This window comes from Paenibacillus sp. FSL E2-0151 (assembly GCF_037993015.1).
Taxonomy (GTDB): Bacteria; Bacillota; Bacilli; order Paenibacillales; family Paenibacillaceae; genus Paenibacillus; species Paenibacillus amylolyticus.
Genome location: NZ_CP150308.1, coordinates 117,465 through 136,540, shown reverse-complemented (window position 1 = coordinate 136,540; position 19,076 = coordinate 117,465). Strand labels below are relative to the sequence as shown.

Annotated in this window: 17 protein-coding genes and 1 other RNA gene; 2 read left to right on the top strand and 16 right to left on the bottom strand. The window is 46.6% G+C overall.

Going from position 1 to position 19,076, the window contains the following annotated elements; all coding sequences use genetic code 11:
* Positions 1 to 56 precede the first annotated feature (56 nt).
* The 10 genes from ffs to rpoE all read right to left on the bottom strand — a co-directional run bounded on the left by ffs (position 57) and on the right by rpoE (position 9,691).
* Positions 57 to 324, bottom strand: an RNA gene (ffs, locus tag MHI55_RS00650) — signal recognition particle sRNA large type.
* 147 nt (positions 325 to 471) lie between these two features.
* On the bottom strand, positions 472 to 669 hold the full coding sequence (gene rpmE, locus MHI55_RS00645; RefSeq protein ID WP_036607255.1) for a 50S ribosomal protein L31: 198 nt from the start codon (positions 667 to 669) through the stop codon (positions 472 to 474).
* Between the two features lie 102 nt (positions 670 to 771).
* Complete coding sequence (locus MHI55_RS00640) at positions 772 to 2,046, bottom strand: radical SAM protein (protein WP_036607256.1); 1,275 nt, start codon at positions 2,044 to 2,046, stop codon at positions 772 to 774.
* Between the two features lie 96 nt (positions 2,047 to 2,142).
* Positions 2,143 to 3,468 (bottom strand): transcription termination factor Rho, encoded by a 1,326-nt coding sequence (rho, locus tag MHI55_RS00635; RefSeq protein ID WP_036607258.1) that lies wholly within the window; start codon positions 3,466 to 3,468, stop codon positions 2,143 to 2,145.
* A gap of 465 nt (positions 3,469 to 3,933) precedes the next feature.
* Complete coding sequence (locus MHI55_RS00630) at positions 3,934 to 5,187, bottom strand: UDP-N-acetylglucosamine 1-carboxyvinyltransferase (protein ID WP_036607261.1); 1,254 nt, start codon at positions 5,185 to 5,187, stop codon at positions 3,934 to 3,936.
* Positions 5,188 to 5,334: 147 nt separating this feature from the next.
* Positions 5,335 to 6,189, bottom strand: coding sequence for a class II fructose-1,6-bisphosphate aldolase (gene fba, locus MHI55_RS00625; RefSeq protein WP_036607263.1), 855 nt, complete (start codon positions 6,187 to 6,189; stop codon positions 5,335 to 5,337).
* 260 nt (positions 6,190 to 6,449) lie between these two features.
* Positions 6,450 to 6,836 carry a response regulator gene (locus MHI55_RS00620; protein ID WP_017691292.1) on the bottom strand — a complete coding sequence of 129 codons (387 nt, stop codon included), beginning with the start codon at positions 6,834 to 6,836 and terminating at the stop codon, positions 6,450 to 6,452.
* A gap of 228 nt (positions 6,837 to 7,064) precedes the next feature.
* Positions 7,065 to 8,669: a CTP synthase gene (locus tag MHI55_RS00615; protein WP_036607266.1), complete on the bottom strand. Its 1,605-nt coding sequence runs from the start codon at positions 8,667 to 8,669 to the stop codon at positions 7,065 to 7,067.
* Positions 8,670 to 8,749: 80 nt separating this feature from the next.
* Entirely contained in the window at positions 8,750 to 9,028 is a 279-nt protein-coding gene (locus tag MHI55_RS00610; protein ID WP_143781163.1) for a hypothetical protein, read from the bottom strand.
* 93 nt (positions 9,029 to 9,121) lie between these two features.
* Positions 9,122 to 9,691, bottom strand: coding sequence for a DNA-directed RNA polymerase subunit delta (gene rpoE, locus MHI55_RS00605; RefSeq protein WP_047841137.1), 570 nt, complete (start codon positions 9,689 to 9,691; stop codon positions 9,122 to 9,124).
* A 462-nt stretch (positions 9,692 to 10,153) separates the two neighbouring features.
* On the opposite strand from rpoE, the gene MHI55_RS00600 reads away from it, so the two are divergent.
* Entirely contained in the window at positions 10,154 to 11,308 is a 1,155-nt protein-coding gene (locus MHI55_RS00600; protein WP_036607270.1) for a S8 family peptidase, read from the top strand.
* Positions 11,309 to 11,597: 289 nt separating this feature from the next.
* Here the strand turns inward: MHI55_RS00600 and argS are convergent, their stop codons facing one another.
* The 5 genes from argS to MHI55_RS00575 form a co-directional block, all read right to left on the bottom strand.
* Positions 11,598 to 13,277 (bottom strand): arginine--tRNA ligase, encoded by a 1,680-nt coding sequence (gene argS, locus MHI55_RS00595; RefSeq protein WP_076329945.1) that lies wholly within the window; start codon positions 13,275 to 13,277, stop codon positions 11,598 to 11,600.
* Positions 13,274 to 13,699 carry a DUF1934 domain-containing protein gene (locus tag MHI55_RS00590; RefSeq protein ID WP_017691299.1) on the bottom strand — a complete coding sequence of 142 codons (426 nt, stop codon included), beginning with the start codon at positions 13,697 to 13,699 and terminating at the stop codon, positions 13,274 to 13,276. The genes argS and MHI55_RS00590 overlap by 4 nt, the downstream gene beginning before the upstream one ends.
* Positions 13,700 to 13,964: 265 nt before the next feature.
* Positions 13,965 to 14,231 carry a DUF6171 family protein gene (locus MHI55_RS00585; RefSeq protein WP_036667692.1) on the bottom strand — a complete coding sequence of 89 codons (267 nt, stop codon included), beginning with the start codon at positions 14,229 to 14,231 and terminating at the stop codon, positions 13,965 to 13,967.
* A gap of 3 nt (positions 14,232 to 14,234) precedes the next feature.
* Positions 14,235 to 15,716, bottom strand: a complete 1,482-nt coding sequence (locus MHI55_RS00580; protein ID WP_340388307.1) for an alpha-N-arabinofuranosidase — start codon at positions 15,714 to 15,716, stop codon at positions 14,235 to 14,237.
* Positions 15,717 to 15,934: 218 nt separating this feature from the next.
* A complete protein-coding gene (locus MHI55_RS00575; RefSeq protein WP_340388305.1) occupies positions 15,935 to 17,122 on the bottom strand; it encodes a hypothetical protein in 1,188 nt (395 codons plus the stop codon).
* Positions 17,123 to 17,751: 629 nt separating this feature from the next.
* On the opposite strand from MHI55_RS00575, the gene MHI55_RS00570 reads away from it, so the two are divergent.
* The gene (locus MHI55_RS00570; protein WP_017691304.1) at positions 17,752 to 17,883 is read left to right on the top strand and encodes a hypothetical protein; all 132 of its coding nucleotides are present in this window, start codon (positions 17,752 to 17,754) and stop codon (positions 17,881 to 17,883) included.
* 308 nt (positions 17,884 to 18,191) lie between these two features.
* Here MHI55_RS00570 and speB read toward each other — a convergent pair whose 3' ends face one another.
* Positions 18,192 to 19,061: an agmatinase gene (gene speB / locus MHI55_RS00565; protein ID WP_036607280.1), complete on the bottom strand. Its 870-nt coding sequence runs from the start codon at positions 19,059 to 19,061 to the stop codon at positions 18,192 to 18,194.
* Positions 19,062 to 19,076 lie beyond the last annotated feature (15 nt).

Here is a 19,076-nt window from a genome sequence, read left to right as displayed (position 1 = left end):
TCAAAAAGACCTCTGCATACATACAACTGCAAAGGTCTCTACATTTAAAAGGTAAGCCGTGCACCTGCTATCGATATTTGCGATCCAAGTGGCACCCCTGAACAATAGCTCGGGCTAGGCAACCCTCCGGCACAAGAGTGATCTCACTTATGGCTGCTTCCTTCCGGACCTGACCAGGTTCATGAGTACTCATTGCGGAGGACCCAACCGTCAACACCACGTTTAGGGACCAAACCTCACATCGGCAAAACCTCTAGCAGGAATTCAACCTCGCTATAGCGGATTGCGAGTTACAGGGCACCGCTACCTCCCCATCTAGCACGGTAAGAAATAGTATAACGTAAGGTTATCCAAATTGCAACCAGAGGAACGTGAATGCGACTTTGCTTACATATAACATATAAAAAACCCCTGCCAGATCAGCAGGGGTGTGTTGGATGCAATTAGCAGACAACTCCAAGAATTGTCCAATTAGATTCCGTATTTCTTTTTGAAACGATCAACACGGCCGCCAGCATCGATAAACTTCTGTTTACCTGTGAAGAACGGGTGGCACGCGGAGCAAATCTCTACACGAAGTCCGTCTTTAACCGAACCTGTCTCAAAAGTATTCCCGCAAGCGCAAGATACTTGACCAATCGTGTAATTAGGATGAATTGCTTCTTTCATTACCTTTCACCTCTTTCCGCCCTGAGCCTCAAGCGGACCCAGAGTAAATGGCACAACCCTGAGATTATAACACGACCTTGCGCCTGTTGCAATCCATTATTGTTAAGAGGTAATCAACCGTTTTGGACGTGCCATTCCAGCGGGTGGAACATGAGTATACGATCCAATCACAACACCAGGCAACTCGTCTTCAAAGATCTCAATCATCTGCTTCATGCCCAAGATATCACCTTGAGCAGGAGGAATTAATTCCAGATAGCTCTCTGGATCAATATTGAGATTACGCATCTGAATCAAGCGTAGATCGGTTCTTCTTGCAAACTCAATCATCGCCTCAATCTCTTCTTCACGATCTGTTACGCCTGGGAAGATCAGATAGTTAATGGACGTGTATACACCCTGCTGCGCTGCGTATTTCATCGACTTCTCAACATTGGCTAAGGTATAACCACGTGGTTTATAGTAAGCGTTATAATGGTCATCCAGTGCACTAATTGTACTTACGCGCATCAGATCCAATCCAGCATCTACAATACCTCTAATGTGATCATTCAGACCGGCATTGGTATTAATGTTGATATACCCCATGTCCGTTACGGAACGCACTTCGCGAATCGCTTCAATAATCAGCTTGGCCTGCGTGGAAGGCTCCCCTTCACAACCTTGTCCAAAGCTAATGATGGACTCCGGCGTCTTCAGGTGTTCCAGCATAACCTCCACAATCTCATCCACACGTGGTCGGAAGTTCATACGTGTCTGCGGGGAAACAAAGCCGCTATCATCCGGTTGCTCGGAGATACACCCGAAACAGCCCGCATTGCAAGAATAGGATACCGGCACTCCACCTTCCCAACGATTCAGGAACGTGTTTGATGAAGTTAGACATTCATATCCAAGCGCACAGTTGGATAGATGGGTGTAAAGACGGTTCTCGGGGTATTGCTCCGTCAATCGTTTGACCCCGGAACGCACATCGTCACGATCACAGTTGAGTGGATTCCATTTTTCAGGACTATCCGACTTCGAAGCGGTGACATAGAAACCGCCATCTTTCCAAACTACTGCGGAATAGCCGAATAACGGCAATTTATACTCTTTATCCGTCTTCACATAACCAGGGAGACACAAACGAGTGAATCCCTGTGGAAGCAACGCACCTACAGCCTGTGTGTCTGATGGCATTGGCAGCATCTCACCGGTGTCCGGGTCCATACCAATGGGCCGGGTACTCGGGAGTCCAACCAACGTTGCACCTTCTGGCAGAGGAATCAACTCATCCTCCATAATCTCAACGATCATATCTCCACTGCGGGCAAGCCCGTACAGGGAAGGATGATCAAATACATTACCTTTTTCATCTGCGTATACTAAATACATGATGTTCTCCTCACATCTAATGGGTTAAACCTAACGACGAGTGTATTGTAAAATTCACAGCAACGCTGTAAAAGTATGTTATTGGTCGAACGACACTTAAGTCGATGTACCTGACGTTGCTGTCTGTCTAGGTGAGCGACGGGTTGTTGTTGTACCCGAATTGCTTGTCGGGCTATTACCAGCCGAATCAAATGCGGCCAAAAACTCTGCATTTGTCTTACTGTTACGAAGTTTTTTCAGGAATCCTTCAACAAAGTCATGGGAATCATTCATGTTTTTACGAATTGCCCAGATTGTATCCAACTCTTCCTTGCTCAGCAACACTTCTTCACGACGTGTACCCGAACGACGAATGTCGATCGCCGGGAATATGCGGCGCTCTGCCAGACGACGGTCCAGATGGAGCTCCATGTTACCTGTACCCTTAAACTCTTCATAAATGACGTCATCCATACGTGATCCCGTATCAATTAATGCCGTTGCCAGGATCGTCAAGCTTCCGCCTTCCTCCACATTCCGGGCAGAACCGAAGAAACGCTTCGGACGATGGAACGCAGCTGGATCAATACCACCACTAAGTGTACGACCGGATGGTGGAATAACCAGGTTATATGCACGGGCGAGACGCGTAATGCTATCCAGCAGGATAACAACATCTTTTTTGGCCTCAACCAGACGAAGCGCACGCTCAAGCACCAATTCCGCCACCTTGATATGATTCTCAGGCAGTTCATCAAATGTCGAAGCCACAACTTCCCCTTTTACCGAACGCGACATATCCGTTACTTCCTCTGGACGTTCATCAATCAACAGGACAAACAGTTCAATTTCAGGATTGTTAGTTGAGATGCTGTTGGCAATTTCTTTGAGGAGAAGCGTTTTACCCGCTTTGGGAGGTGCTACGATCAATCCGCGCTGTCCCAATCCTACCGGGGCGAGCACATCCATAATTCGTGTGGACAAATGGTTGGGGGATGTTTCGAGAACCAGTTTTTTCTGCGGATACAGTGGGGTTAGTGCCGGGAAGTGAAGTCGCTCTGCAGCCGCCGATGGATTCTCACCATTTACAGCGTTGACTTGCAACAAACCGAAGTATCTCTCGTTTTCCTTAGGCGTTCTACACTTACCTGATACGAGGTCACCTGTTCTTAGATCAAACTTGCGAATCTGAGAAGCTGAGATGTAGATGTCTTCCGTACTTGGCAAGTAGTTGATCGGCCGAAGAAATCCGTAACCTTCAGGTAGAATCTCGAGTACGCCTTGCATGAACATCAGGCCACTCTGTTCAGCTTGTGCACGCAGTATAGCAAAGATTAATTCTTTCTTTTTTAACGTACCATAGTACGGTATCTGATATTTTTTGGCCAGTTTGTAGAGGTCCGTTAGTTTCATTTCTTCCAAATCGGAAATTTGTAGATCCATATAATAACCACCTATTCAATTAATAAGTCCGTGTGAAATGGATAGTTTCGCTAGATGTTCCGGCTATAGAGAGCGGCGTCTGCCACAATCCCTTCTGTCCATTGTACGGAATGTAACCGTTATAATGCAAATACTTGTCTTTGAGTGTAAGTTTCCGGGTGGGATGGCCAACATTCGGCAATATCCGCTATTGAGTGAACGCTGCATTGAGGCGATCAATCCGGGTAGACCGGCTATGGAGCGCAGTTCAAACAAAACCGGGGGTTGGGGATGAGAAATGATGTTCTTAAAGCCATATGAAGTTTATTTCAAAAAAAGACCCTCCGGTAAAGGAAACAGAAACATTTCGTCTTATGCCGGAGAGACTGAGAACTCTATTAAAACAGGTTTACCTAATCATCAAAAAGATATGCAGTTCAGTTAAAATAAACATGTGTAGGACTGAATCATGCATAATGCTTCTTATTAATCAGTTTCCCGCCATACATCTGCACCGAGCAGGCGCAGATTAGTCACCAGATGATCATAACCGCGGTCGATATATTCGACCCCCGTTACTTCAGTCACACCTTCACTGACGGTGAGACCTGCAATCACCAGCGCTGCTCCAGCGCGAAGATCGGATGCTTTTACTTTAGCCGCGTTTAATGCACTGCCTTCAATAATCGCTGACCGTCCTTCTACTCGAATCTTTGCACCCATCCGCACTAACTCAGGCACATGCTTGAATCGATTACTGTATACAAAGTCGCTCAGGACGCTCACACCAGTTGCCTGTGTCAAAACACTGGTCATTGGTGACTGTAGATCCGTTGGGAAACCAGGATATACAAGTGCCTTCACGTCCACATGGTTATAGCTTGGTTTACCAATGACACGTATACTTTCATCCAATTCCTCAATGCCAACACCCATTTCTAGCAGCTTTGCCGTTAAAGCTTCCAGATGTTTGGGAATCACATTGTCAATCAGAACATCTCCGCGCGTCGCCGCTGCAGCGATCATATACGTACCTGCTTGGATACGGTCCGGAATAATGGAATGACGGCAGCCTTTAAGCTCCGAGACCCCTTCAATACGGATCGTTTCGGTACCTGCACCCTTGATGCTGGCACCCATGGAATTCAGAAGTGTTGCTACATCTATAATCTCAGGCTCTTTAGCCGCGTTTTCGATAATTGTAGAGCCTTTGGCACGAGTAGCCGCCAGCATGATATTAATGGTTGCGCCGACACTGCTTACATCAAGATAGATTTTTGCTCCGCGCAGCTCTTTGGCATGCAAATGAATGGAGCCATGTTCGTTTGTTACGGTTGCGCCAAGCGCTTCAAACCCTTTGATATGTTGATCAATTGGACGAGGCTCAAAATTACAGCCCCCTGGTAAACCTATGGTCGCTTCTTTGAAACGCCCTAGCAATGCACCCATCATATAATACGAAGCACGAAGCTTCTTCACGGGACCATTCGGCATAGGAATGGATTTGATGTCAGAAGGGTCAATCTTCATCTGACTGCCTTCCCAAGTCACATGTGCTCCGAGTTCCTCCAAAATTTCTGCATAAACCGCCACGTCACTCAAAAGCGGCAGGTTGTCCAACACGACTTCTGACTCGGCAAGCAATGCTGCAGGAATAAGCGCAATGGCGCTGTTCTTGGCGCCGCTTATAGTTACAGTTCCCTGTAACGGACGTCCGCCACTAATCATCAATTTTTCCATAAAGCTTAATGTCCCCCTACGTGTTTTGCAGCCGATGAACGGCAATACGTGCTGTTGGCTTCCGATGTAGAAATAAGGTGTGAAAATGGAAAGACACCGGCTAGGCGGTGTTTTTCCATTTCACAGTATGGAACTGGTAAAGATAAATTACGCTTTGTTGTTAGAACCAAACTCGCGGATTTTACCTTTAACGGTTTCTTTAATTGCTTCACGGCCTGGTACGATGAATGTACGTGGATCGTAAGCGTCTGGTTTAGCTGCAAGCACTTCACGAACCACTCTTGCAAAAGCAATTTGGTTCTCTGTGTTTACGTTGATTTTGGACGTACCCAGGGAAATGGCTTTGTCGATGTCGTGTTTAGGAATACCTGTACCACCGTGCAATACGAGTGGAACTTGTACCGCGTCACGAACTTCTTCCATTTCTTTGAAGCCCAGGTTAGGCTCGCCATGGTAAGGACCGTGTACGGAACCAAGAGCTGGTGCCAATGTATCGATACCTGTTTCTTTAACGATACGGATACACTCGTTCAAGTCAGCGTACATGATACCGCCGATAACGTCGTCTTCTTGTCCGCCTACAGTACCTACTTCAGCTTCTACAGAAACGCCTTTAGCGTGTGCATATTCAACAACTTTTTTAGTCATTTCGATGTTCTCATCGATAGAGTGGTGGGAACCGTCGATCATTACGGATGTGAATCCAGCGTCGATCGCTTCTTTACACTTGTCGAAGCTTGAACCGTGGTCCAGGTGAATTGCAACTGGAACAGTGATTTTCATGTCGTGAATGAGTCCTTCTACCATTTTAACTACAGTGTAGAAGCCACCAATGTGACGTGCTGCGCCTTCGGATACACCCAAGATTACTGGGGATTTCTCTTCTTCAGCAGCACCAAGAATCGCTTGAGTCCACTCAAGGTTATTGATGTTGTATTGACCAACTGCATATTTTCCTTCAAGTGCTTTGTTCAACATGTCTGTCATAGATACTAATGGCATGGTTTCAATCCTCCTAGGGGTTTGGGTTGTGTCTATGGTTTTTAGCCGAAATCACATACGGGCTTATTATACCACATCCCATGTCAAATACTAAACAAGCATTTGCAAAAATGCTGTGCTTTGCAGCACAGTTTTCATAGACACCGCTTTATAACTTCCCCATTTCCAATATTCCCCGGATAAAGGAGTGAAATACCTCATTTTCCCACCAAGTACCTTCTATGTTCTCCACACGCAAAAAAATCCTGTATCAACAGGATTCAGCTGCATTTATTGGCGGTACCGTTGCGAAGTTGCATATTCACAGCCACTCGCATCTCGTCGATATCAAACGGTTTCGTAAAGTGCATGAGCGCTCCGAGATCCGTGGCTTCCTTAATCATGTCCAGTTCACCATAAGCGGTCATCATGATCACCTTGATACCCGGATCAATTTCTTTAATATGCTTCAGGATTTCCAGACCGTCCATCCCAGGAATCTTCATATCGAGCAATACCAGGTCAGGCTTGTCATTATTCACAATCTCCAGAGCAACCTTGCCGTTGGGTGCTTGAAACGTGTTATACCCCTCACTGCTGAACACTTCCATTAACAGGATTCGAATACCATTCTGGTCATCAACAATCAAAACTTTTTTATCTTCCACTCTGTAACCTCCTAGAATTAGGAAAGCATGCACACCTTCGAATCTGGATAACTATCCCATAGTCGTCATGATAAGTATTCTACCTCTTCCATTAAAATCCTGCTACCTTCACAAAATGACAAAAAGCATTTCCACCCACTTTTTACGAAAAAAAAGAGGATGTTCCGGCATCCGCTATGGTTGCCAGGAACATCCCCAATATCTATTACGTTAACACAAAAAAATTTATTACTTCTGCGCATTCACCAGAGAAGCTTTTACAAAATCACGGAACAATGGTTGCGGACGGTTCGGACGGGAAGTGAATTCCGGATGGAATTGTACCGCTAGGAACCATGGGTGTCCTGGAAGTTCCACGATCTCAACCAGACGTCCATCCGGGGATGTACCCGAGATAACCAGTCCTGCTTTTTCGATCGTTTCACGGTATTCATTGTTGAACTCATACCGGTGACGGTGTCTCTCATACACCAGCTCGTCATCATAACAAGCCATCGCCAAAGAACCTTCCTGAAGCTTACAAGGATACAGACCCAGACGCATCGTGCCACCCAGATTCTCGATATCTTTTTGCTCAGGCAACAGATCGATCACAGGGAATTCCGTAGCTGGATTAATCTCGGAACTGTTCGCACCATTCAAACCAACGATGGAACGTGCATACTCAATAACGGAAACCTGCATACCCAGGCAAATACCGAAGAACGGAATTTGTTTCTCACGAGCATAACGGATTGCCGATACTTTACCTTCAATACCACGATCTCCGAATCCACCAGGAACAAGGATACCCCCAATACCATGTAACAAGTCGCCTACATTCTCATCCGTAATATCTTCAGAAGGAACCCAGCGAATTTTCACATCAGCATTGGATGCAAATCCTGCATGAGACAACGACTCAACAACACTCAGGTATGCATCATGCAACGCTACATATTTACCAACAATAGCGATCTCAACTGTATGCTCCAACTTGTTGATCCGGTCAACCAGCCCTTCCCACTCGCTCATATCCGGTGCAGGAGTAGTCAGTTTCAGGTGATTTACCACGATCTCATCCAAGCCTTCTTCACGCAGGTTCAAAGGTACTTGATACAACGTGTCTGCATCACGACATTCAACCACGGCATTTTCATCAATGTCGCAGAAGAGAGCGATCTTGGCTTTCATGTCTTTAGACAATTCATACTCCGTACGGCATACAATCACATTCGGTTGAATACCGATGCTGCGTAATTCCTTAACACTATGTTGCGTTGGTTTTGTTTTCACTTCACCAGCTGCTTTGATATAAGGAATAAGTGTTACGTGGATGTACATCACATTGTCGCGACCTACATCACTCTTGATCTGACGGATAGCTTCCAGGAAAGGCAAACTCTCAATGTCGCCCACTGTTCCACCAATTTCCGTAATAACCACATCCGAACCCGCTTCACGTCCAGCGCGGAATACACGCTCTTTGATCTCGTTCGTAATGTGTGGAATAACTTGTACCGTTCCGCCCAGATATTCCCCGCGCCGCTCTTTGCTGATGACGGAAGAGTATACTTTACCAGTCGTGACGTTGCTGTTTTTGGAGAGATTGATGTCAATAAAACGTTCATAGTGGCCAAGGTCCAGATCCGTTTCCGCGCCATCATCCGTTACAAAAACCTCACCGTGCTGATAAGGACTCATTGTTCCCGGGTCGATGTTAATATATGGATCAAATTTCTGGATCGTTACCTTAAGCCCTCTGTTTTTCAGCAATCTGCCCAGAGAAGCAGCCGTAATCCCTTTGCCCAGGGAGGACACAACTCCGCCCGTCACGAAAATATACTTTGTCACTGTTATTACCCTCCTAATATAAGTACAGAAATTCAGGCGATATATGGTGTTATCGTAACCTGTTTCCCAGGTAATCATCGTTAAAAAGAGCAATGGCAGAAATTCCCTGCATCTGCGAACTGCTCTTTCTGCGAAGTCGGTTTAAATACACGTTGTTCTACAGCAAAAAATGGTGCAAATATTCCGATGGCCTTCATTCCATTTGGTGTTTTTGATATACAAAAACGGGCCACGAAATGTTGGCCGGGAGCATACGGAAAAAAATCATTTTGCAAAATTATGCCTCTAAAAATACAAAAAAAAGTACTCCCGCAGGACGGGGCACCTTCTATAAAAAACATAAATATATTGTCGCTCATTCATAAGCCCATGCAATAGTTTACCCGTTACCCCGTCTGCTGTCAAGGCTGACTATTCCGGGGAAACGGGTAAATTATAGACGTCAAAAATGACTATCGATTATCAGAATCGTCGTCAAATTCATCCTCGTTTTCGGACTCTTCTTCGTCTTCTTCGAGGTCTTCATCTTCCAGATCGTCATCTTCAACCAGCACTTCTTCTTCGCTGTCTTCTTCGTCAAAGATGTCGTCTTCTTCTTCCTCTTCTTCGTCTTCTTCTTCGTCTTTATCCGTGCTGTCGAAGCCTTCATCGCTGCTATAGCTGTCTTCTTCTTCACCGAAGTCTTCATCTTCCAGATCATCGTCTTCATCGTTGATGATACGCGGACGCTTCGCACCCGTCATGGAATCTTCTGTTCCAGCTACCGGATACCAGCGCTTTAAGCCCCACAGACTTGTACCGACGCAAGCAAAACGGCCATCGATATTAATCTCGGTATATAGCTGGGCGATAAACTCGTTGATTTCTTCATCAGTCATTCCGCGCTGCTTCGCTACCTCATTCATTAAGTCACGATAGTAATACGGCGTATTAGCCGCTTTCAGCACCATAAAGGCAAGGTCCACCAAAGGGATCTCTTTTACCTTTTCTTTATCAATTTTCAAATTGAGCGAGGTACTCACTGCAGACACTTCCTCTCACACAAAATTCACTTTTTAACCCCTACGAACTGGACTGTTACGTATAACATATCCATTAACAAACCTAAGTAAAACCTATTTAGCGTTAAAAAGCAAGTTTTTATGTACGGATGTGACGCAAATGCGGAGAGCAGCAACAATATGTCCACATATTAAACGTGAAGTGACATCAAACCCACAGGAATATCCTCTTTTGCCAAAGAGACAACTCCATAATAAAAAAGACGGAGTCCCCTCCGCCTTCTGACTGTATACCCTTGGAGGATTACTCCTCACCAGGTTCCCCGCAAGAGCCCTCTAGCTCTCCATCCATCATATGTCCCTGCGCCCGTTTTGACACGAAGAGAATGTGTTTTTGTAAAAAAAGGGCAAGTTCCCCATGCGGCGGGATGAGCGCATTCATAGAATACCTCAGCATGTTCATCCCGAAGGGGGCTGCCCATTATGGACTATACTGGTTTATTGCATCAATTGATTGACGGAATGCGACGCCCTGAACCAGAACAGGGTGGGCGATATTTGATCCGATTTGCCAAACCGCAGCAGTACGAGGCCTGTCTTGTGGAATTGTCCCGAATGCGGAATGAATTCACCGACCTTGGGGCTGTCCGTTCCTCGCGACTGGCTCGTTCCATTATCGCTCCAGTCCAACGCCCGGAGGACCTATACCGCTATGGGGATGAAATTACGATTGAAGAAGACGTTCCCATCTCCCTTCATGCCACTGCACTCCACAGCAAACCAAGCAATGCTCAAGGCATACCCTGGGGAGTGAAGCAGATTCGGGCGCCCAAAGTATGGTCTGTGTCTACCGGACACCGGATTAAAATCGGTGTGATTGATACAGGTGCTGATTATCATCATCCTGATCTTCGTTATTCACTGGCACGTGGAATCAATCTGTTAAACCGCAGCCTGCTTCCTCATGATGATAACGGACATGGCACCCACATTGCAGGGACCATCGCCGCAGCTAACAGCACCGCAGGAATGATTGGTGTAGCTCCACGCTCCCTGATCTATCCGGTGAAAGCATTTGACCACAACGGATCGGCTTATGTATCCGACATTGTACTTGGCATCGACTGGTGTGTACGCAACAAGGTCGATATCATCAATATGAGCTTTGGCATGAAAACACGTAGCAAGGCGCTTCTTGATGTTGTCAACCGTGCGTACCATGCCGGAATCGTTATTGTTGCTTCGTCAGGAAATGACGGCAAACGCCGCAGTATTGATTACCCTGCACGGTATCCCCAGACCATATCTGTTGGGGCAACCGACAAAAACAGACGCATTGCGTCCTTCAGCAATCGTGGCGCATATGTGGATGTCTATGCACCCGGTGATAAAATCGTCTCCTCTTGGGTACAAGGCAAACATCACGAGATGAGCGGCACATCCATGGCGACGTCCCATGTGAGTGGCGCTATCGCCTTGCTGCTCTCCAAACATCCGGGGTTATCCCCTAGTGAAATCAAGACACTCGTCAAACGTGCTACGATCCCGTTGCGCGCTCGCAAGACTACCACAGCGAAGAGCAAGGTGCGTGGTGGCGAGATTGATGCCCTGAAGCTAATGCAGGAGGGCGGGGAGTGAGCCAGCTCTGTCAGCCGTCAGCAGAATTTGATTGAGGCTTGTAGCGAAACGCAGTAGCCCGGCCCAGGCAGTACGCACGAGGAAGTATTACGTAGCGGCTGAAACTCTAGGTTACGCCCACTGTGATGTCAGAGCAGGCTAGTATGCCTTGGATGGGTCAGGCATTTCGTTTTCTTCAGCTAGGGCACAGAACAAAAAAAGTCTCCATGTACCACGTTGAAGGCACTCAACATGGACATGGAGACTTTTTGCCTTAGGCAGAGCCGAGGATAGGCCGCGAGCCTGGAATTTACATTTTGTCAGGAGCGGTTACGCCTACCAGACGAAGCGCTGTTGCGATAACGGTACGTACAGCACCGATCAGTGCCAGACGTGCTTGAGTTTGCTGCGTGTCTTCCGTAATGACACGTTCTGCACGATAGTAGCTGTGGAACAGGGATGCCAACTCGTATACATAACGGATGATACGATGAGGCGCATATCCTGTTGCTGCTGCCGAGATTTCCTCAGGCAACTCTCCCATTTTGCGGAGAAGGTCATACTCGTGCTCTGTTGTCAGCTTGGACAGGTCAATCTGTGCCAGTGGCAACAGTTCAATACCTTGTTCTTCAGCCTGACGGTATACGCTACATACACGGGCATGCGCGTATTGTACGTAGAATACCGGATTCTCATTGGATGTCGAAATCGCAAGGTCCATGTCAAAGTCCAGATGGGAGTCCATGCTGCGCATTGTGAAGAAGTAACGGATGGCATCAATGCCGACTTCATCCATCAGATCTTCCATCGTTACAGCTTTACCTGTACGCTTGGACATCTTCACTTTTTCACCGTTCTGGAACAAGCTCACCATCTGTGCAATCAAGACCACCAGTTTCTCAGGGTCATTACCCAGTGCTTGCATCGCGGCTTTCATCCGTGGAATATATCCATGGTGATCGGCACCCCAGATGTTGATCATCGTGTCGTATCCACGAGCATATTTGTCGCGGTGATAAGCAATATCTGGCGTCAGGTAAGTATACGTGCCATCGTTCTTGATCAATACACGTTCTTTGTCATCACCGTACTGCATCGTTTTCAACCAAGTTGCTCCATCTTGCTCATAGATCTCATTGCGGTCACGCAATTCATCAAGCACTCGCAGCACTTCTCCGTTGTCGTACAGGGAAGTTTCGCTGAACCAGATGTCAAAGTTAACACGGAAGCGATTCAAGTCACGTTTGATCTTGTCCAGTTCCTTCTCCAGACCAAAGTCACGGAAATAAGCCGCACGGTCACCCGGATGCATGGACAGCAATTCGTCACCCTTTTCAGCAACAAGCTGCTTGGCGAATCCTTTGATATCTTCACCGTGATAACCGTCTTCAGGCATCTCAGCATCCTGACCCAGCTCTTGCAGATAACGAGCTTCAATGGAACGAGCCAGATTAAACACCTGATTACCTGCATCATTAATGTAGTATTCACGGGTTACATCATATCCTGCGTAGTCAAGGATGTTACATAGCGCATCACCTACAGCCGCTCCACGGGCATGACCCAGATGCAAACTGCCTGTCGGGTTGGCACTGACAAACTCCATTTCGACTTTGCGTCCTTCTCCGATGTTAATTCTTCCGTAATCTTCACCCTGCTCCTGCACAAGCACAAGTACTGGATAAAGGTAACTCTTGTCCAATTTGAAGTTAATGAATCCTGGGCCCGCAATCTCAGCCTTCTCGATTCCGGCTTCAGCCAGATTCAAATTGGCAATGATCTCTTCAGCAATCTGACGCGGATTGCGCTTGGCAATCTTGGTCAGCTGCATGGCAGCATTGGTCGCCAAGTCCCCGTGTGTCTTCTCACGCGGCACTTCCAATGTGATGGCTGGCAATTCGTCCTGCGTAACAATTCCGGCCGTCACAATGGCGTTGCCGATGGCCGTACTTACCCGTTCGTTAATCGTATCTAGTGGATTACGTGTCATGAAATTGGTTCCTCCTGTATATGCAAACTAATCGCGAAATGTCCGGATTCTTCATCAAAGCGGTAAAAGTCGTAGCTCCACGCTGCGCGTGCGCTCAATCCCTGAATGGAAAGTTCCAGCTTCTGTGTATGCGTGGACAGGGCAAACGACATGTATGGTGATCGGTAGAAACCAGGAAGCTTCCGATTCAATTCAAAAGTCTGCTCCGATTCCACCTCACCATGACGTATAATCTTGATGGATTGTCCGCCCAGCTTCAATGTTGTACGGGTTGTACCTCCCTCAGGTCCAACCTGCGGTTCTTCATAACGAACATAAAGAACAGACCCTTTTAACACGGCTTCACCCTGCATTTCCTGCAGCACATCTTCACCTTCATAACGGCTGTGCAGCCGGATGTGTACCGGTCGCATGTTCGACATGAATGTTAACCTCCATTATATTCGAGGCGACGCAAAATCAGGCACGGCTGGTGAGAACAGCCCTTCCCGTATTGTTGTGTCGCTATACGCGCTCATATTCCCGGATAGCTCGCTATCCTACACTCTACTGTATAACTATATCCAGTTCCCTCGCTCAATTCAAATCCAAATTCAGAGTTTTTTCCACATCAAGCCAAAAAAGAAGAGCTGCACCTGTAAAGTGCAACTCCCTTTTGCTTCATTATAATAAGATTCGTTCATCCGATCAGGCCCATTGCGATTCATAAGGAAAAGGACATGTCGACTCACTCAGCTTCGCTCGCACCTGTACGAGACAACCACAATGCCGACAAGTTGTGCCATATTGCAATCCCGGACAAGCAGAGCAGATGGATAGCCGACGTTCATATTCCTCATCCTGTACCGTCGGACGCGAACGTGAGGCAATCTCCACAAGTCTGGCCATTTTGGCATCGCTAATCTTCACATCGTACTGATCATTACAGCCCTTGCAAGGTTCCTGCCTTTTCATGCATTAACCCTCTACAGCGAGCACCCCAACCGATGCTGGTGGAAGGACAAAACGCAGTGTGTTATTCTCCAGTGTGATTCCATCCCACGCCACAGGCTGAACATGATTCGGCTGTTCAAAGGTATTGAATGCACCAAAATCAGTATGGTGCAGAATCTGCCCGTTTACTTTAGCCGCTTGAGCTGCATCCAGCTGACACACAACTTCCAACTCATCGGTATGACTCAGATTACAAGCTGTCACATGAATGACCCCATCCTTGTTGCGGGAAGCTGATAAGCTGAGCTGCGGAATGGTCTCTTCTCCGAAGGTATACCCAGGGCTTTCATAATTCAAATCCAGTCGCTGTGCATCCATATGAACCTGATACATATCAAATACATGATACGTAGGGGTCAGGAGCATTTTGTCCCCTTCCGTGAGCACAAGCGATTGAAGCACATTGACGATCTGCGCAAGATTTGCCATGTGTACCCGTTTATTATGTTGGTTGAAAATATTCAGGTTAACACCTGCAAGCACAGCGTCCCGCATCGTATTCTGTTGATACAGGAACCCTGGATTGGTTCCCGGCTCAACGTTATACCACGTGCCCCATTCATCCACAATAATGCCGACTCTGCCCTCTGGATCATATTTGTCCATAATCTCGGAGTGCTTCACCAGTAATTCATCCATATGGAGCGTCTTTTTCAAGGTAGTGAACCATTCAGCCTCACCAAATCCTGTAGCTGCGCCTTTATCATTCCACTCTCCTGTAGGGATAGTGTAATAATGAAGACTGATTCCATCCATAAAGCGAGCAGCCTCCCGCATCAGGACTTCCATCCATTCATAGTTACCTTCGTTCGGTCCACAAGCGATTTTATAAATCTCGTTTCCGGAATAGTTACGTACATATGTAGCATACCGGCGATATTCATCCGCATAATATTCAGGGCGCATATTGCCGCCGCATCCCCAGTTCTCATTTCCCACGCCAAAATACTTCATTTTCCACGGTTCTTCCCTACCATTACTCTTACGCCAGTTCGCCATCGGGGATTCGCCGTCAAACGTGATGTACTCCACCCATTCCTGCATCTCCTGCACGGTACCGCTACCCAGGTTGCCACTGATGTATGGCTCCGTGTCGAGCAACTCACATAATCTCAAGAATTCATGTGTACCAAAGTGATTGTTCTCTTCCACACCGCCCCAGTGTGTATTGATCATACGAGCACGCTCACTCTTCGGGCCTACACCATCTTTCCAGTGATATTCATCGGCAAAACAACCGCCTGGCCACCGAAGTACTGGAATATTAAGCTTCTGCAAGGCCGTTAATACATCATTTCGAATCCCATCCGTATTCGGAATGGGTGAATCTTCTCCTACCCACAGCCCCTCATAAATACAACGTCCCAAGTGTTCGGAAAAGTGACCATATATATTGCGATTTATTAATCCTTGATCCGAATCTGCCTTTAAAATAACATCAACCATGATTTCAACCTCCATATAATGTATTGTTATCGCTTACAATAACTCGTTTTAGAGTAGGTTTCAACCGTTTTTATTTCTACACAAACAAGCCTCTTCCTGTGTAATTGATTAGGAAGAGGCTTGTTTGTTATAGAAATTCATACAGAGACTTACCAAATTGATTTTTATACATTTCTAATTTGGATTTGCCCGTTTATTATTTCAGAATAACAGGCTACTTAATCCTGCTCTGAAGGCAACAACATTTTTTGTGTCCACGTCGTTCCACCATCTATAGTCTGATAGATCGCAGGAGAGTTATCACTTGTGACTACGAGCCAACCCGTCTTGGCCGATGGGAACGAGATACGGGAACTGTATCCCGGATCTTTCAGGTCAATATTTTTCCACGTGGAACCTGTATCATAAGAACGTCCAATACCCACTTTGCCAGCTGCGGGTGAACCTGCAGACAGATACGCCGTCTGATTACCAATCAACGCCATGTTGCCGGGATGACCACCCGGGTTGGCTGGTCCGTTTCCTTTGCCCGTACTGTTTGTACCCGGTGCAGGACCTCCCCCTGCTGTGGATTGGGCAAATACTTGGGTCCAGTTCTTGCCTTGATTACCGCTTGCATAGAGGGAGTACGATTGTTGGGACATGCCTGCATCACCATACAGAAGGGCCCATACTTGTTGGCCATGTGCATACAGATCCGCTCCGCTCCATGTGTCTGAGACAACTCGAAGAGAGGTTGTCCAGTTCTTGCCGCCATCACTCGTTTGCTTCAGATGATATCCCGATCCAGGTACAACCACGACGGCATACCCTTGTTTCTCTGTTGCAAAGGCAGCTGCACGCGTGTTGGCAGGTGTATTCATTTTACTCCAGGTTACCCCGCCATCCTTCGTCTGATATGCACCATTATAGGTGTAACCATAACCTACATCTTTATTGCGAAAATCAATTCGTTTGAATTGAATGCCCGGCGTATCGAGCCGCGTCCAGTGCGATCCCCCATCATGGGTACGGATCAGATAGGTTGCAGGTGAATCCTTCACTCGCGCCAGCGCATATCCGTTCACATTATTCGGAAAATCAAGCTGAGTGAATTGCCACTGCCCGGTATATATGGACTGCCACGTACATCCTGCATTCGAGGTACCGATCAGGAAGCCTTCACCCCCAGCTCGTCCAGTCGTATCATTAAGAAAATCAATGTCAGTAAATTGCAGGTGTTGCTCTTCCACACCGCTGCCTTTTTTCAATGTAGCAGATAGTCCATGATCTCCCTTTCCACATGCCTGTGAAGATGCAGCGTTAGCACCTGATAGCGTATGTACCGGACCCATCCCCCAAGCCAGCGTTAACGATAATGCGAGTGCACCAATCCGTTTCCATGTCATTGTACTCTTGGTTGTCATCGTAACACCTCCTTCTATGGTTTTACCCAAATTTGATGGTTCTAACGTAACAATCTGATTAACCCTGATGACAATTTCGCAAGAAAAAAACCACCTTTACCCATGATTGGTATCATGCAGGCAAGGGTGGTTGATTACTAAACGTTGTGTACTCTAAGTTAAATGGGAAATGTCCTGATACCAAGGATAACAAAACTGATACTTAATAAAAGGCATAAACTAAAATATATTTTGTTGTATTTATATTCCCGAATACTATATGCAGCAAAAAGCATAGCCAGATCAGCCACCATCAACGTAAAGTTAAGAAATATCGTCACTGCTAATACAAAATTGATGACAAACACTATAAAAACTGCAGTCAGCCACCTGGGATACATACTCAATTGAGCCCGAATCATACGCATTCATATTCACCTTTCCCTTCCTCCATTTCCATATTATACACAAATATTAAGATAGAGTCATACCAAGGCACGATATCTGTGTAAGAGGAGAGTCCATACTAACACATGAAATAAATGGTAGAGACAAGGGAACGTACGTGCTATAATTAATGTTATGGACTTTTGAATATCGGTGGATGTTTTCCAGACCACGGCGCAGCTTCCCAAAAGGGGGTGACGTCGTTGGTCAAACTTGTGGCGTTGCTTGATGTAATCCGATGGATTGCTGCGATCCTCAGTATTGTACTGAGTGGGCGAAAGCTTTACCGTTGGTTGCGCAAAAAGTTTCGTAGCAAGCGAAAACCCACCTCATAAGGTCGGAAGCCTGACGGTGGGTTTTGCTTGAATAGCATTATTTAGTTCATGCGCGCCGTGGCAATCCACAGCCTTTCGGGTCCTAAGAGTCTTTACCGTTGGCAGCGGTAAAGGCTCTTTTTAGTATATGACCGAACCCGATCACCATATACTTCACGAATGTAATATATCAATTAATATACTACTGAATACTTATGTAGTCAGTATAGCACAGCTCTGTACAAAAGTTAACAATACAAAACGCCCTCCCCTGCGCAAAGTTGAACCCGCGCAGACAGAGAGCGTTATACTTATCGATTATTCTGTGATTATTTCACGAATCCAAGCAGCATTTCACGGATCAGCTTCGCAGCTACAATCTGTGTCTGTTGTGTTGGATCATAGATTGGTGCAACTTCAACCAAGTCACAACCAACTACATTTACATCAGATCCTGCGATCATATGAATGGCTTCCAGCAGTTCCTTGGACGTAATGCCGCCCGCTTCTGCTGTACCTGTTCCTGGCGCTGCTGACGGATCAAGCACATCGATGTCGATGGTCACATACACCGGACGGTTGCCCATCTTCGGAAGAGCTTCCTTCATCGGAGCTGCCACTTCAAATGGATAGAAGTTGATGTTCTCGCGACCGTACTGGAACTCCTCACGGGAACCGGAACGGATACCGAACTGATAGATGTTTTTGCCACCCATCAACTCAGCTGCTTTACGCACTGGTGTGGAGTGTGACAATGGCTCGCCTTCATAGTTTTCACGAAGGTCAGCGTGTGCATCAATATGAATCAGAATAAGATCCGGGTATTTCTTGTACATCTGTTGGATGACTGGCCAAGTAACCAGATGCTCGCCACCGAGACCAACTGGGAATTTGTCGTCAGCGAGCAGACTGCCGATGTATTCATGAATTACTTCAAGGCTGCGTCCCGCGTTACCGAAAGGCAAGAGCAGGTCTCCAGCGTCAAAGTATGTCATGTCTACAATGCTTTTGTCGAGATATGGGCTGTACTCTTCAAGTCCAACCGATGCTTGACGGATATGAGATGGGCCGAAACGGGAACCCGGACGGAAGCTGACGGTGTAATCCATCGGCATACCATAGATAACCGCTTTGGAGTTCTCATAATCCTCAGAGCTGCAAATAAATACGTTTCCTGAATAAGCTTGATCCAGTTTCATTAATGATTTCCCCTT